11 protein-coding genes and 1 tRNA gene are annotated in these 14,239 nt (G+C 53.2%); 4 read left to right on the top strand and 8 right to left on the bottom strand.

The window, feature by feature from the left end; genetic code table 11:
• Positions 1-7: 7 nt before the first annotated feature.
• Both BLR09_RS14720 and BLR09_RS14715 read right to left on the bottom strand, forming a co-directional pair.
• Positions 8-1,324 carry a GAF domain-containing sensor histidine kinase gene (locus tag BLR09_RS14720; protein WP_093203690.1) on the bottom strand — a complete coding sequence of 439 codons (1,317 nt, stop codon included), beginning with the start codon at positions 1,322-1,324 and terminating at the stop codon, positions 8-10.
• Positions 1,325-1,695: 371 nt separating this feature from the next.
• Positions 1,696-2,436: a CPBP family intramembrane glutamic endopeptidase gene (locus BLR09_RS14715; RefSeq protein ID WP_176785558.1), complete on the bottom strand. Its 741-nt coding sequence runs from the start codon at positions 2,434-2,436 to the stop codon at positions 1,696-1,698.
• A gap of 270 nt (positions 2,437-2,706) precedes the next feature.
• Between BLR09_RS14715 and BLR09_RS14710 the strand changes: the two genes are divergently transcribed.
• A complete protein-coding gene (locus tag BLR09_RS14710; RefSeq protein WP_143011100.1) occupies positions 2,707-4,425 on the top strand; it encodes a tetratricopeptide repeat protein in 1,719 nt (572 codons plus the stop codon).
• An 89-nt stretch (positions 4,426-4,514) separates the two neighbouring features.
• On the opposite strand, the gene BLR09_RS14705 is transcribed toward BLR09_RS14710, so the two are convergent.
• The 3 genes from BLR09_RS14705 to BLR09_RS14695 all read right to left on the bottom strand — a co-directional run bounded on the left by BLR09_RS14705 (position 4,515) and on the right by BLR09_RS14695 (position 8,048).
• Positions 4,515-4,587: transfer RNA gene (locus BLR09_RS14705), tRNA-Thr, on the bottom strand.
• A 181-nt stretch (positions 4,588-4,768) separates the two neighbouring features.
• Positions 4,769-5,587 (bottom strand): hypothetical protein, encoded by an 819-nt coding sequence (locus BLR09_RS25310; protein ID WP_143011099.1) that lies wholly within the window; start codon positions 5,585-5,587, stop codon positions 4,769-4,771.
• A 352-nt stretch (positions 5,588-5,939) separates the two neighbouring features.
• A complete protein-coding gene (locus tag BLR09_RS14695) occupies positions 5,940-8,048 on the bottom strand; it encodes a DUF349 domain-containing protein (protein WP_093203680.1) in 2,109 nt (702 codons plus the stop codon).
• A 165-nt stretch (positions 8,049-8,213) separates the two neighbouring features.
• On the opposite strand from BLR09_RS14695, the gene pdxH reads away from it, so the two are divergent.
• Positions 8,214-8,858, top strand: coding sequence for a pyridoxamine 5'-phosphate oxidase (pdxH, locus tag BLR09_RS14690; protein ID WP_093203677.1), 645 nt, complete (start codon positions 8,214-8,216; stop codon positions 8,856-8,858).
• Positions 8,859-8,947: 89 nt separating this feature from the next.
• Positions 8,948-10,072, top strand: a complete 1,125-nt coding sequence (locus tag BLR09_RS14685) for a glycoside hydrolase family 88/105 protein (protein ID WP_093203674.1) — start codon at positions 8,948-8,950, stop codon at positions 10,070-10,072.
• Between the two features lie 112 nt (positions 10,073-10,184).
• Here the strand turns inward: BLR09_RS14685 and BLR09_RS14680 are convergent, their stop codons facing one another.
• Positions 10,185-11,282: a glycosyltransferase family 4 protein gene (locus BLR09_RS14680; protein ID WP_093203671.1), complete on the bottom strand. Its 1,098-nt coding sequence runs from the start codon at positions 11,280-11,282 to the stop codon at positions 10,185-10,187.
• A 109-nt stretch (positions 11,283-11,391) separates the two neighbouring features.
• Between BLR09_RS14680 and ygiD the strand changes: the two genes are divergently transcribed.
• On the top strand, positions 11,392-12,219 hold the full coding sequence (ygiD, locus tag BLR09_RS14675) for a 4,5-DOPA-extradiol-dioxygenase (protein ID WP_093203669.1): 828 nt from the start codon (positions 11,392-11,394) through the stop codon (positions 12,217-12,219).
• Positions 12,220-12,352: 133 nt separating this feature from the next.
• Here the strand turns inward: ygiD and bshB1 are convergent, their stop codons facing one another.
• Both bshB1 and BLR09_RS14665 read right to left on the bottom strand, forming a co-directional pair.
• The gene (bshB1, locus tag BLR09_RS14670; protein ID WP_093203666.1) at positions 12,353-13,072 is read right to left on the bottom strand and encodes a bacillithiol biosynthesis deacetylase BshB1; all 720 of its coding nucleotides are present in this window, start codon (positions 13,070-13,072) and stop codon (positions 12,353-12,355) included.
• Positions 13,072-14,148: a peptidoglycan DD-metalloendopeptidase family protein gene (locus tag BLR09_RS14665; RefSeq protein WP_093203663.1), complete on the bottom strand. Its 1,077-nt coding sequence runs from the start codon at positions 14,146-14,148 to the stop codon at positions 13,072-13,074. The genes bshB1 and BLR09_RS14665 overlap by 1 nt, the downstream gene beginning before the upstream one ends.
• Between the last annotated feature and the right edge of the window lie 91 nt (positions 14,149-14,239).

The raw sequence follows: 14,239 nt of genomic DNA, 5'->3' as shown, positions 1-14,239 counted from the left end.
CGCAAATTTAGGAAGCTTCGAAAGCAGCCGGCACTTTCGGCAGGCAAAGTGAGAAGAAAAACCGCGACCCGGCGCCCGGCGTGCTTTCAACCGAAACATGGCTTCGGTACAGCCCGGCGATAAGCTGCACGATCGACAGCCCGAGGCCGGTACCTTTGAACTTCCGGGTAGTATCGGCGCCGGCCTGCGAGAATTCCTGAAAAATACGCGCCCGGGCTTCTTCCGACATACCAATACCGGTGTCTGCTACTTCAAACCGGATCGTGGCTGATTCGGTATCTTCCTGATCGAGCTGTAACGACAGCCGGACCCACCCCGCCTCGGTAAACTTCACAGCGTTTGACAGCAGGTTGCTCAATACCTGAACCAGCCGTGTCGGATCAGCGAGCACATACGCAGGAATGTTATCCGGAAAATCCGTCACCAGCTGCACCGACTTTCCGTTGGCCAAAGGCAGGTAATTATCGGCTACTTTTCCGGCCAGGCGGCGCAAATCCACCGGAATCTGCTCCAGTTTCACCTTTCCTACTTCCAGCTTGCTGTAGTCGAGAATATCGTCGAGCAGGCTGTGAAGCGTCTGCGCCGAAAACTCCAGAATATCCACTACTTCTTTGGCATCCTGACTCAGGTCTTCCATAGCCAGCAAATCGCACGCCCCGATAATCGGGCTGAGGGCATTGCGGATTTCATGGCTCATGGTCGACAGAAACCGGGCCTTATCGTCTTTTGCGCGCTCTGCTTCGTTGCGGGCACGCTCCGCCTCTTCCCGTGCGACTTCGAGGTGGCCGTTGAGGACGAAGAGCGACTGGCGGGACCGTTCCGTCTCCACCGAAATCCGCCGCAGTTCCATCAACATGACGACCTGCTGGGCGAGGTCTTTCAAGGACTCGATCTGGCGGTCGGACAATTGCTTCGGTTTTTCATCGATGGCGCAAAGAGTCCCCAGCGGATACCCGGAGGGTGTAACGAGCGGTACGCCGATGTAGAAAATCACATGAGGATCACCTGTTGTATAGGGATTATCGTGGAACCGGGCATCCTTCCGCGCGTCTTCGACGATGAAAGGGCGGGTCGGTTCGAGAATGGCGTGTCCGCAGAAAGAATACTCGCGGGGTGTTTCCAGTTCGACAATACCCTGCTTTGACTTAAACCACTGCCTTTTTTCATCCACCAGGGTAATCAGGCTGATGGGCGTATCGCAGATTGTCGACGCCAGACGGGTAATCGCATCATAAGCCACTTCAGGCAGGCTGTCCATGATGCGGTACTCAAATAACGCAGACAGACGCTGGTTTTCGTTAGGGGGAAAGGGCGGTATAATCATACGTTTTCAAACTCCTGGCCGAGGCCGTTGACGCAGGTAATCGCATAAAAAGCGGGTGATGACGCAAGATACGCGAAAAAAAGGAAGCGCCGGTCGCTCCGCTTCACCGGAAAAGGGTTGTCCCGTTCTCCGCTTTCTACCCAAAAACAGCAGTCCCCCATTTGCCGGGGTTGTACAGATAGTCGGCTGTTCCGACCTTCGCCCTGTTTCCAACCCAGACCTTCCATGCAGGATCCTACTCTTCTATACCTGATTCCCGGCAGTCTCGTTGCCGCTGTATTTGCAGTCTGGGCCGTGAGGAAAGCCTACAGTCCGCCGAAAGATGAATGATTGTTGGGGTTTCCCGAGGTTTAGCAGGCATGCTGAGAAACCTATCTCCGGGGGTATTTCCACAACCATACAATCGCGAGTCCGTAAGCGACGAAGTAGGCTGCATAGCCCCATTGCTCTGCGGCCGGTTCGTTTCCGGGCAAAACATGCCATTGCCAGATTCCTTTGCCATCCTTCTGGCCAAACGCCCACTGCCCGAAATTCCAGATCAGGTGTATGCCGAGCGGCATGGCGATTCCTCCGGTACGGATGGCCGCCGTCATAAACAAAAGGGCAGCGACTCCGACGCCAAACAATGCCTGCCACCAGGCCATGCCGCCCCAGACGTGCTCAAGGCTGAACAAGGCCGCCAATACGGTAAAGGCATATGGGATGCCGTTCGAATCCACCAGCCTGCGCAGGGGATATCCGCGGAAAGCCAGTTCCTCCCGCCAGGCTACGAGGCTATACAAGACCAATTTGCTCAAAATTGCCGCCGGTATGGCGCCCCGAAAGGTCAGCGACGCTATTCCCGACAAACCGAGGACCATTTCCTGAAAGAGTACCAGACAAGCCCCGATCAGAAGTCCTGCGCCGAACGGCCGGAGCGATGCCGCCTGCGGAACAACGCCGAGACTTGCCAGCGGCACCCGCTCCCATCGGGCAAACACCACGGTCAGCAGCAGGGTGAGCAAAGCGGCCGAACCTATGGAGAGAACCTCCTGCGCCGGAAATACGGCTGAGGCCAGAACAAGTAGGCAGACCGTCAGGCCCCAAAACAAGAGTATACGTACCGTCGTCATTTTCGAAGAATGGTTAGCTGCCTGCAAGGTGTGGTGTCCGGACAAGACTTCATGACTTGTCCGGATAAGCGGAGCAAATTCCGTATAAAGTCCAGGCATTGGATGAGGAATATTGCACCTTCCCGCCTGATCGTTGCCGATTACTCATAATTTATTGATTATCAGGAAAAATATCGGTAACTACGAATCGCTTTCCACCTTCCCGACCGGCCATCACCGTAGACCGGATGAGACCTATTCTGATCTCCCTACACTACTCACGGCACACCTATGAGCGCATTTCGAGGTTGGATTTTCTGCATTCTGCTGACCTGTCTTCAATGCGGAGACAGGCAGCCGTCATTCAAAGCCCCTTTGCTGAAGGGGTTGGGAAATTACACGGTTCCGGTAACAACTGCATCGGATGCCGCCCACCGGTTTTTCAACCAGGGTATTATCCTCGCTAACGGCTTTAATCACGGAGAAGCCGAACGCTCTTTCCGGGAAGCCGTACGGCTCGATACCTCCTTTGCCATGGGGTACTGGGGAATCGCATATGTACTCGGACCGAATTTGAATTCGGCGAATAACCTCGGGACAAACCAGGACCTGCAGGACGCGCTTGTACGTGCCGAGCGCCATAGTAGCCAGGCGTCGGCTTGGGAACAGGCACTCATACGGGCGTCGCGCATTGCGTTTCCGGCAGACAGCGCTGCCTATAATCCGGAGGGATTCATCACCGCGCTGAAAGAAGCATATGAGAAATACCAGGGTAACAGCTTTGTTGCCACCTTGTACGCTGAATCGCTGATGAATGCCCACGCCTGGGATTTTTACGAACGAAAAGGCGGAAAACCGCGCCCCTGGACGCCGGAAATCCTCACCCTGCTCGAGAAGATTCTGGTTGCCGATCCCGAAAATCCGCTCGCACACCACCTGTACCTGCATGCGACGGAAGCGGGAAGCGATTTCACGGGTGCATTAAAAAGCGCTGACCGCCTCAAGACGCTCGTGCCTGCCGCCGGTCATCTGGTGCATATGCCGTCTCACATTTACATCAACACCGGCGACTACCACGCAGGCTCGCTTTCGAACGAGGAGGCCGTTCAAGCGGACAGTGCGTACGTCGCCGAATGCCAGGCGCAGGGATATTATCCTCAGCTGTACTACACGCATAATTACCATTTTCTCGCGGCGACAACCGCGCTGGAGGGCCGGGCGGCCCGTTCCATCGAAGCGGCATTCAAGGCCGCGAGCCTGGTCGACAGGCAATACTATCACAAACCCGGTTATGAAACGGTTCAGCATTACCTGACGATACCGGATCACATTCTGGTGAAGTTCGCGCAGTGGGAGAAGATACTATCGCTTCCGGAGCCCGATACCGGTCTTGCCTATCCGGCGGCAATTCGTCATTATGCCCGGGGGATGGCCTATTCAGGCCTTGGTCGACCGGCAGCGGCGGTCCAGGAATTACAGGCCCTTCGCCGGTTGACCCAATCGCCGGTTATACAGCGTCAGATGATCTGGGGAATTAATAAAGCGGCTGATGTCTGCCGGATTGCCTCTGCGGTACTGGAAGCGGAGATACTTCAAAAGAAAGGCAATACGGCAAAAGCCATTCCGCTGCTAAGGGATGCAATCGCGGTTGAAGATGGCCTCCGCTATAACGAGCCGCCGGATTGGTTCTTCTCTGTCCGGCATATACTGGGTTCCCTTTATCTCCAAAGCGGTGATCAGGTCAACGCCGAACGCACGTTCCGGGAAGATCTCGTACAGTGGCCGAAGAACGGATTTGCGCTGAATGGACTGGCCGAAAGCCTCGTCGCCCAGGGGAAATCAAAGGAAGCGCAGGAAACACGCAGTCAATTTACAGAAGCCTGGAAATATGCCGACGTCCGGTTGAAAGGTGCTACTATTGATCCGGCCCAGAGAAAGGATTTGGTGCTGAGGGTGGAGCCCGGGGCTACGGGGGAGTTGCTGGCGCTGAGTTTTGGGATATGTCGATAGGAGACGATACTTACTCGAATGTGGGCGAGTTTGTGGGTTACCCAAAACAAAAAAGGTTACGACTCACATCGTAACCTTTTGTTTTCAAGAGCCCCCTGTCGGGATCGAACCAACGACCTACTGATTACAAGTCAGTTGCTCTACCAGCTGAGCTAAGGAGGCCTCTTCGTTTCCGGGATGTTTTTTCCCTTAACGTGCCGCAAAATTAGGGTTTTCATACCCCCTTGTCAAGCAAACTACCGGAAATTTGTGCTACTTTTTTGTAATTGACTGAGGGTGAATGCATCAAAAAGCCCAGCCAGTCGGCCGGGCTTTCGTATAAATTAGAATTTAGTTCGAAAAATTACTTCCTGCGAACATATGTCTTGTTTCCTTTGGAGTTGTAATAATATTGCCCTCCTCTGGGCCCGGTATGGATAGTAGCCCCAGTTGTTGGTGTAGAGTACCGGGTTCCTCCCGAATATCCTGAATTCGAACTTCCTGTAACCGCAGCCTTTGTATTATTCTGTAAATAAGCTCTGCTAACCCCGTATGAATCTCTTTTATACTCCACTTCATCAGAGGGATATAAAAATAGGCTAAGAGGCCTTTTTTTTTCTCGTTGTAAGTATTCGCCGTAAATCATGGTGTGACGGCTGATTTCCTTGGTTCGGATTCCGCAGCCATATACATATACATCAAGATTCTTATATCTAACTCGAGTTTGCGCAGCTGACAGACGGCTTTTTTCGAAGAGTAATACACGGATAGTGTCCTTGACTGGAATTACTTTATAAATATTGCTTGTTTGATTCTCTGACATATAAACTTCTATTGGAGAGGTAACAAGAAGTGTGTATTCGACAACATTAGAAGACCGAAGAATTTTATCCTGTTCTTCGAGAACCTTCTGAGTATAATCTTCTTTCGTTATCTTTTCGCTAGCTGCATATAGAGGATAAACGCCGGGCGATATGTTAATACGATTTTGAAACTCTGACTCTATATCATTCTTTTCGAATTTTTGGCTGAATACCGTTGACGTCCGAGATCCGAGCCCCCATACGCTAAGCTTGAACCTCTTATAATACACATCATTTGTTGCAGGTGAAATCTCCTCATTCTCCCGGAGAATAACATCCACAGTATCCCCGACAGGAATATTTCTATAGCGTTGTAACATTGTTCGGCTCTCGTACACTTCAAGCGGCGTTATAACAAGCAGCTTATGGTGAATCACATAGTCCGGATTTCGACCCGACCGAGTTACTCTGTTGCCAGACGAAGCACAAGACCATAACCATGCCGATATACAACAGAAAAGTAGCGAATAAAGTAATTTTCGGAAAAGGATTAAATGTGTCATCTGTGTGTAGGTTTTTCTGATAATAGTCGGGCAAAACCCTCCTTATAGCGAATTTACCTACACCTATTTCATTAAAGCAAGCTGGAAGAAGTCCTACGAAATAGTTATTAATTCCAACCCCTTAAAATAAGAACAAACAAAAAGCCCGGCCGACTGGCCGGGCTTTCGTTTATTCCTGATCTTCTGCTTCCCGCACCACCCGAAGCTGGTGCTGCAGTTGCTCGAGTTCTTTTTTCGATTTCTCGATGCGCTTTTCGAAATCGCCTTTGATCTTGTCGGCGTTTTTCGAGCGGGCGAAGAAGGCAAGGTTGTTCTCCAACTGGGCGATTTCGTCTTCGAGGGTACGGATTTTCCGACGGATGTCGTTTTCCCGTCCGCGAAGATCCACGTTTCCGCCACGGCCCTTTTCGCTCTTCACCATTTCGACTTCGCTTTCAAGGACGATCTGCTCCTTCTCATGCGCGCTCAGCTTACCCATCGCCGAGACGAACGTATTCACCGCCTTGATGTAGCGCTGCTGGATGTTCTGCATCTCCTTCCGGGGTACAAAGCCGATCTCGCTCCAGCGAGCCTTGAAGGCATTGAGTTTTTCGAGGTCAGGCTCGCCGGATTTGGCTTCGTTCTCGATCTCGTCACACAACGCTTTCTTCTTCGCCAGGTTTTCTTCGTATTCGCGCTCGACGCCAGCATTTTTGTTACGCTTTCTGTCGAAAAACGCATCACATGCTGTCTTGAAACGATCAAAAATCTTGTCACGCATTTTCTCCGGGACGTGTCCAATGGACTTCCACCGGCGCTGCAACTCGATTACTGTATTGGTAGCCTCCGCCGAATCGTCGCCGCTTTCCAGCAGCGCTTCCGCCTGCTCGCAAAGGGCCGTTTTCTGCTTGAGGTTTTCCTCACGCTTGGCTTCAAGCTGACGGAAAAACTCGCCTTTATTCCGGAAGAAGGTTTTGATATCTCCCCAGAATTTCTGGCTGATTTCCCGGCCTTTCTCACGGGGCAGCGGGCCTTTTACGGCATTCCACTGATCCTGCACGGCAAGCAGTGCTTTCGTCTTGTCGTTCCACTCGTTGATTGAGCTGGAATGGAACGTCGTAAAGGTCTCGGCGAGGGCGGCGATTTCCTGTTTCAGTTTGAAAATCTCTTCCGCCTGACCGCGCTGTGTTTCGTTTTGCTCGCGTTTCTTGCCGTAGAGTACATCCAACGCCGTTTTAAAGCGGCGCCAGAGTTCTTCGTTTACCTCCCGGGGCGCCGGGCCGATGTGCTTGAATTCCTCGAAAAGCTCGTTGGCTTCGTCCAGCATTTTGCCGGAAACAGCCTCGCCGCCGGTTACGGTTGCGACGGTCTTTTCCACGCGCTCGATCATTTCGATCTTCTGCTGCATGTTCCGCTTCCGGTCCAGCTCCTTGAGTTCGAAATAGATATTGCGGTTGTTGAAGTAGCGGTCTACCAGCGCATGGTAGGTCTGCCACAGGGTATTGTTATGCGCCGAAGGAATATTCCCGGCGGCCTTCCAGTCGCTTTGAATCTGCTTGAACGTATCCCAGCTTTTCTCACCGGCGCCGCTCTTTTCCTCGTTTTCGACGAGCTCACGCAGTTTGTTGAGCAGTTCGGTCTTCCGGGCGAAATTATCCTCCCGGGCCTTTTCTGCCTGCTGGAATTGCTTGTTACGTTCGGAACGGATCTGGCCGAAAAGCTGATCCAGCTTCTGCGTCAGGGTATCTCCCTTGAAAGAGAAACCGTCTTCATCGCCGCCTTCGGCGATAAACTTCTGCAGGGCCTCCTGACGTTCGGCTACTTTGAGATGATCGACGACAGGTTTTACTTCCCGCAGGAGTACGTCAACCGATTTGAGGTCCGGAGCGCCGTCACGCACGCTTTGAAGTGTGTTTTCCAGCAGGGACGTCAACTCAGCCTTCGAAAGACTTGAATAATCGGGATGCTCTGACAGCTCTTCCTCTGCCTGTTCGGCCTGCTCTGACACTGCAGGTGCTTCCGTTTCAACCGGGGCCGCAGCAGGCGCTTCTTCCGGAGCAGCCTCAGCCGGCGCTGCGGCCTGTTCGGCTACAACCGGCTCCTCCGCCGGCGTTTCCTCCGCGGGTGCTTCTTCGGCTACTACTTCAGGGACTTCCCCTTCCGCCGCTACTTCCTGTGATCCGGTACTCTCTGTCGCTTCCTGTTCAGGCTGACCTTCGGCGGCCTTCGCAGATGCAGCGTCATCGGCGGGCTTTTCTTCTGGAGTTTGCCCTGGGGTCAGTTGGTTCTCGTCAATCATCTTAAATGCGTTACCCATTGATTGGAAAGGCAAAAATAGAAGAAATTCGCCACGGCCTGCGCCGATCAGACTATTCCCGCTTTTTTCAATGGTATTTTTATCGGAAAACGCGGGTTATTTTACTTTTGGCGATTATTTACCGGCCACCTGCCAATCAGATAAGCCATGTCAGCTCCTACTCTTGATTTGTCCGCCCTGCGTGAAAACTACTCACGCGGTAGCCTTGATCCTTCCGACGTGCTTCCGGACCCGCTCCGGCAGTTCGAAAAATGGTTTGAAGAAGCGCGTGCTTCCGTTATCGCCGAACCGAACGCCATGCATTTGTCGACCCTATCAGCCGACGGCCGTCTTTCCGGCCGCATCGTCCTCCTGAAAGGCGTCGACACGGGCTTTACCTGGTACACCAACTATGAAAGCCGGAAGGGTCACGATCTCCTGGCCCACCCCCAGGCGGCACTCACTTTTTTCTGGCCGGAGCTCGAGCGTCAAATCCGGATCGAAGGTCCCGTCGGTTTCGTTTCTCCCGAAGAATCAGATCAGTATTTTGCCGTACGTCCCCGCGGAAGCCAGATGGGCGCCTGGGCGTCAGCGCAGAGTACCGTCATTCCCGACCGGACCTGGCTCGAAGAGCGGGAGAAAGAACTGGAAGAACGTTTTGCCGGGCAGACCGTTCCCCGGCCGCCTCACTGGGGGGGGTACCGCCTGACGCCGACATATGTTGAGTTCTGGCAGGGAAGACCTTCCCGTCTGCATGACCGCGTCGCATATACACGCGATGGAGACTGGCGGATCGAACGCCTTTCCCCCTGACGATCAGGGCGCAGCAGTTATCGCTGCGCCTTTTCTTTTTAAGGGAATCGAGCAATGGAATCGGTCTTTCAGCGGAACCTCTATTCTGCATGAAAAAACTCATCCTCCCGCTCCTGGTGCTCGCTTCAACGGGCGCCTTCGCCCAATCTTACTTTTCCCGCTGGCCGAAGGGTACTTCGCCGACTGAAATCGGTACACGGGTAACCGAGCGCTTTATCGCCACCCCGCATACCAATTTCAACCGTCCCGGGCCACCCAAATTCATTACTTACCCGGAAACCTGTACCTGGCTCGGCGCATTAACGTTCACCCGGCTCGCCGGAAACAAGGCACTCAATACCCAACTGGCCGAACGGTTTGAACCGCTTTTCGGTGCCGAAGAGAATCTCATTCCGCCGGTACTCAATGTGGATTACGCTGTTTTCGGATCTGTGCCGCTTGAGCTGTTCCAGCAAACGGGAGACAAGCGATACCTGACACTTGGTCAACGCATTGCCGATGAACAGTGGGGCAAACCATCTCGTGAGCAGGTCAAAAAAATCCTGCCCGCTATCCTGCCCTGGCTCGACAAAGGACTCAGCTGGCATACCCGTTTCTGGATCGACGATATGTACATGATTACTGCTCTTCAGACGCAGGCCTATCGCGCAACCAAAGACAAAACCTACCTCGACCGCGCCGCAACCGAAATGGTTGCCTATCTCGACGAATTGCAGCAAGCCAACGGACTCTTCTACCACGCGCCGGACGTCCCGTACTTCTGGGGCCGCGGCGACGGCTGGATGGCCGCCGGTATGTCTGAACTCCTGCGGTCGATGCCGAAGGACCATCCCGCCCGACCGCGTATTCTCAAAGGTTATCACACGATGATGGCGTCGTTACTGAAATACCAGGACGCCGACGGGATGTGGCACCAGCTGATCGATGACCCGAATTCCTGGCCTGAGACGTCTTCCACCGGTATGTTCACCTTTGCTTTCGTAACCGGTGTGAAAGAAGGCTGGCTCGATGCCAAAACCTACGGCCCTGCCGCCCGGAAGGCGTGGCTGCGGTTGATTACGTACCTCAACGAGCAATCGGATATCCGGGAAGTATGCGAGGGGACGAATAAGAAAAATGATCACCAATACTACCTCGACCGCAAACGCGTGACTGGCGACCTTCATGGTCAGGCGCCCCTGCTCTGGTGTGCAACGGCATTCCTCCGCAAATAAATGTCTGTGTATTCTGTGCTTTCTGTGTGAACATACTTTTCTTTTTTCTCACAGAAAGCACAGAATACACAGAAAAGTAGTGAGACGGCTGCCCTTTACCAGGCAGCCGTTTTTATTTGAAGGATTCGTAAATGTCCAGTAATTGCCGGGCGGCGGTCTCCCAGGAAAAAGCTTCCGCGCCCTCGATGCCCCGGCGGATCAGCCCGTCAGCGAGCGCGCGATTGCTATAGACCTCCCGGATCGCCGCAGCGATGGCCGAAGGCTGCGAGGGATCCACCAGCAGCGCCGCATTGGCCGTAATTTCATGCATCACGGAGTGATTGGAGGCAATCACCGGGACGCCGGAAGCCATCGCTTCCAACACCGGCAAACCGAAACTATCACGCAGGGAAGGATACAGAAACAGAGACGCGCTTCGGTAGATGGAAGGAAGCTGGTCTCTCGGAATATACTCCGAGATCAAAATCCGGCGGATCAGTGCCTTACGACCGATTTCGGCGAGTACCTCCTCCAGATAACCGCGGGTGATGTCCGCTACTACCAGGCTTACTTCCGGGTATTCGTCGGCGACCTGCGCGAACGCTTCCAGCACATTTGCCGTATTCCGTTTGGGGTCCGTACTGCCGAGAAAGAAGAAATAGGGCGTCGTAAACGGAGGCTCCGGGCGACCGGTGCGGAAGACCTCCCCCGCTCCGCCGGCTATAACCTTTACGGTACCCGCATCGATCTCCGGAAACTTTTGAAGAATATGATTCCGCTCTACCGCTGAACCGGTAATGATGCAATCGGACTGCTCGACAATTCGCGGGACAATCCAACGCTTGTACCGGCTGCCGAGCTGCTGATAGCGGGTAGCCATTTTCGCCTTTTCGTCCATGAAAAGTACGTCGTGCAGGGTCAGTACCAACGGAATATCCCGGCGCACAGGCGCTGTATTCCCGGTGCAATGCAGCAAATTGATCCGGAACCGGCGCATGTACCGCGGCAGCTGTATCTGCTCCCAGTGCATGGAATTGTAGGCCGGAATTTCGGTGATATGGAAGTTGGACGCCGGTGTATAACAGGACCTGTCTTCGTCCGGTTTAACAAAAATAAAGTAATCGTTCCGGCGGTCGATCTTCTGAAGGGCATGTATCAACTCAAGTGTGATCCATTCTACACCGTACTTGGCCGGACGGAACAGTCGTTGAGCTTCAATACCAATTTTCATTTCCGGGAATGAATGTTTTCCTGTAAATAATGTTTATACATTAAATGTACAAACAAGTAATTTGGTAACTTTGTCAGGCGGCCAGCCGTCCTTAACAGAATAGACTTATATGAATCTGCACACGCTTAAACAGACCACGGACGCACTCGGTGCAACTGACCGGATGCCGGTCCTGTTTATCGGGCACGGTTCGCCGATGAACGGGATTGAAGATAATGTATTTAGCCAGAACTGGCACGATCTGGGGAAAGAACTTCCCCGGCCGACGGCCGTATTGGTGATTTCGGCGCACTGGCTGACCAACGGGACCCATGTCACGGCGATGGATCATCCGCAGACGATTCACGATTTCCGGGGATTTCCGAGGGAGTTATTTGAAGTGGAATACCCGGCGCCCGGCGATCCGGCTCTCGCCCAGGAAACAAAATCGTTGATTCATAGTACCAATGTTGGCCTTGACCACGATTGGGGCCTCGATCACGGCACATGGTCGATCGTCCGTCACATGTATCCTGAGGCCAATATCCCGGTTCTTCAGTTAAGCATTGACTATGCGAAACCTGCCTCCTATCACTATGCGCTGGCGAAAGAGCTGGAAGCGTTGCGCAAAAAGGGCGTTTTGATCATCGGATCGGGGAATATGGTCCACAACCTGAGAATGGTTGCCTGGGATCGCCTTCAGGAACCGGAATTCGGGTTCGACTGGGCAAACGAGATAAACGAAACGTTCAAAAAACACATACGCCAGCACGAGCATCAGGCTTTGATCGAGTACGAGCGACTCGGTCCGGCCGTACGACTGGCAATTCCTACACCTGACCACTATTATCCGCTGCTGTACACACTAGGATTGCAGCAGAAGGGAGATGATGTTCGGTTTTTTAATGACAAGGCCGTCGGCGGCTCACTGACCATGACGTCCGTCGTTCTTTCCTGAAACCGGTTCTCCCGAACAGCAAAGGGGCTGCCTCACCTGCATGAGACAGCCCCTTTCTTATTTTCTGTGTATTCTGTGCTTTCTGTGAGAAAAAAAAAATATATTCTCACAGAAAGCACAGAATACACAGACATTATTTCAGTGAGAACAGACTATCCGTTCCCAGCTGCCGGTAGCTCGTAAACCCTTCCCCGAATTCAGCACCGATCTGGTGGCCGGTTTCCCGCCACCGCGCAATCAGGAAATCGAAAAATGCTTTGCTGGAGATATAAGACGTGGGCTCGCCGCTTTCCGGGTTGTAAAACTGGCTGCGGTAAGCCTTGACGCTTTCCACCTTCTTTTCCCAGAACTCGCTGATATCCACAACAATATCCGGCTTGATATACCGGTCCTGAATGTAGTGAAATACCTGCCGGGCACGCCAGGGCTGTTGCGGTGTACCGTCGGGTTCGAAGGTTTCAATGCGACGGAGACCACTCAGAAAATGCGCTGTTTCTGCCAGCGCTGCTCCCTTTCCGTGGTCAGGGTGACGGTCGTCAATGGCATTGGCGATGAGCAAATCCGGCTGATACCGGCGGATAACCTCTACTACTTTTAACTGATGAGCTTCGTCGTTGACGAAGAACCCATCGCGGAATCCGAGGTTTTCGCGGGCGGAAATCCCCAGAACCCGGCCGGCTTCTTCGGCCTCCTGCAGGCGGATTTCGGGCGTGCCCCGGGTACCGAGTTCACCCCGGGTGAAGTCAACAATACCGACTTTCTTTCCATTGGCAATTTCGCGGGCCAGGGTCCCGCCGCACGACATTTCTGCATCGTCCGGGTGAGCGGCCAGCACAAGGATATCCAGTTTCATTAGCGCAATCGTAATTTCTGTCCGATTTGTAAGCGTGTTGTACGTAATCCGTTTAATTCTTTGATACGGGCGATGGAAATACCCGAACGACGGGAAATCTCGTCCAGCGTATCGCCTTTTTTGACAGCATACCAGTCGGTTTCCCGGTATTCGATCTCTTCGTCCGAGTCACCTTCCTCCTGCTGGTCGGCCGCTGTCAGCGGCTCAAATTTCTTTCCGGTGATGTAACTGAACACCCGCGGCGTCAGCAAATAGGTATCACTTCGGATATAGTTTTCCGGAAAAGCAAAGATCTCCAGCGGGTTGAAGGGATAGCCTTCGTACCGGATTTCAAAGTGGAGGTGAGAACCGGTGCTTCGCCCCGTATTACCTCCCCTGCCAATGACATCACCTGCCTTAACTTCCTGACGGGGAACAACCAATTGTTTCGATAAATGTCCGTAAACCGTCTCTAATCCGTTGTAATGACGGACGACAACATACCTTCCAAAGCCACGACCTTCGTAACTAACTACGCGAACCTGACCATCAAACGCCGCCCGAACGGGGTCTCCGGTGACCAGATCCAGGTCTATCCCCTTGTGCCAGCGGATTTGCCGCCAGCCGAATACCGAGGTGGGAATATTCTTATCCATCGGTACCGACCAGTACTGCTGTTTCGTGGAGTCATAAAGCTGAATGCTGATGAGGTCGTTAAAGTTCCGGATGTCATACCCATAAGGGTTGACGTGGTGTTCGTCCCATATCCGGAAGTGCTCGCTTACCCGTGCCCAGGATTCCGAATCGCGGGGACGTATTTCCTGCCGGGTTTCGACCACGAACTGGTCGGTTTCCAGTTGGGCGTCATTCAACGTATCAACGGCGCTGCGGGTTGTCGGACTTCCCGGCTTCAGCGGCTGGAATTCATTCATTGACCGCACTCCCGGAACGGAATCGCGTACTATTTTGCGCGGCGCCGGTTTACGGATGGCTTTAATGGAGGGCGTTTTCCGGAAGACGCCCCGCTCCTGCGCAATGGCGGGAAAAGCAACAAGCGTAATTCCGGAAAGGAGAAACAGCGTACGAAAAAAAGACATTCTTCATGACCTGTCGGGCATAGCAGCCCGGATTGATAATTCGTTCAGGGAGAAAACGGCAAGAGAAGCCCCTTTCGGGACTTCTCCTCCA

This window comes from Siphonobacter aquaeclarae (assembly GCF_900103285.1).
Lineage (GTDB): Bacteria > Bacteroidota > Bacteroidia > Cytophagales > Spirosomataceae > Siphonobacter > Siphonobacter aquaeclarae.
The sequence above is the reverse complement of the archived record's forward strand: the minus strand, read 5'-3'. Positions and strand labels throughout refer to the sequence as shown.

Excerpts from the sequence above, each read along its gene's own strand:
- BLR09_RS14710 (WP_143011100.1), top strand. The coding sequence starts at position 2,707 with ATGAGCGCATTTCGAGGTTGGATTTTCTGCATTCTGCTGACCTGTCTT.
- pdxH (WP_093203677.1), top strand. The coding sequence starts at position 8,214 with ATGTCAGCTCCTACTCTTGATTTGTCCGCCCTGCGTGAAAACTACTCA.
- ygiD (WP_093203669.1), top strand. The coding sequence starts at position 11,392 with ATGAATCTGCACACGCTTAAACAGACCACGGACGCACTCGGTGCAACT.
- BLR09_RS25310 (WP_143011099.1), bottom strand. The coding sequence starts at position 5,587 with ATGTTACAACGCTATAGAAATATTCCTGTCGGGGATACTGTGGATGTT.
- BLR09_RS14665 (WP_093203663.1), bottom strand. The coding sequence starts at position 14,148 with ATGTCTTTTTTTCGTACGCTGTTTCTCCTTTCCGGAATTACGCTTGTT.
- BLR09_RS14715 (WP_176785558.1), bottom strand. The coding sequence starts at position 2,436 with ATGACGACGGTACGTATACTCTTGTTTTGGGGCCTGACGGTCTGCCTA.
- BLR09_RS14680 (WP_093203671.1), bottom strand. The coding sequence starts at position 11,282 with ATGAAAATTGGTATTGAAGCTCAACGACTGTTCCGTCCGGCCAAGTAC.
- BLR09_RS14685 (WP_093203674.1), top strand. The coding sequence starts at position 8,948 with ATGAAAAAACTCATCCTCCCGCTCCTGGTGCTCGCTTCAACGGGCGCC.
- BLR09_RS14695 (WP_093203680.1), bottom strand. The coding sequence starts at position 8,048 with ATGATTGACGAGAACCAACTGACCCCAGGGCAAACTCCAGAAGAAAAG.
- BLR09_RS14720 (WP_093203690.1), bottom strand. The coding sequence starts at position 1,324 with ATGATTATACCGCCCTTTCCCCCTAACGAAAACCAGCGTCTGTCTGCG.
- bshB1 (WP_093203666.1), bottom strand. The coding sequence starts at position 13,072 with ATGAAACTGGATATCCTTGTGCTGGCCGCTCACCCGGACGATGCAGAA.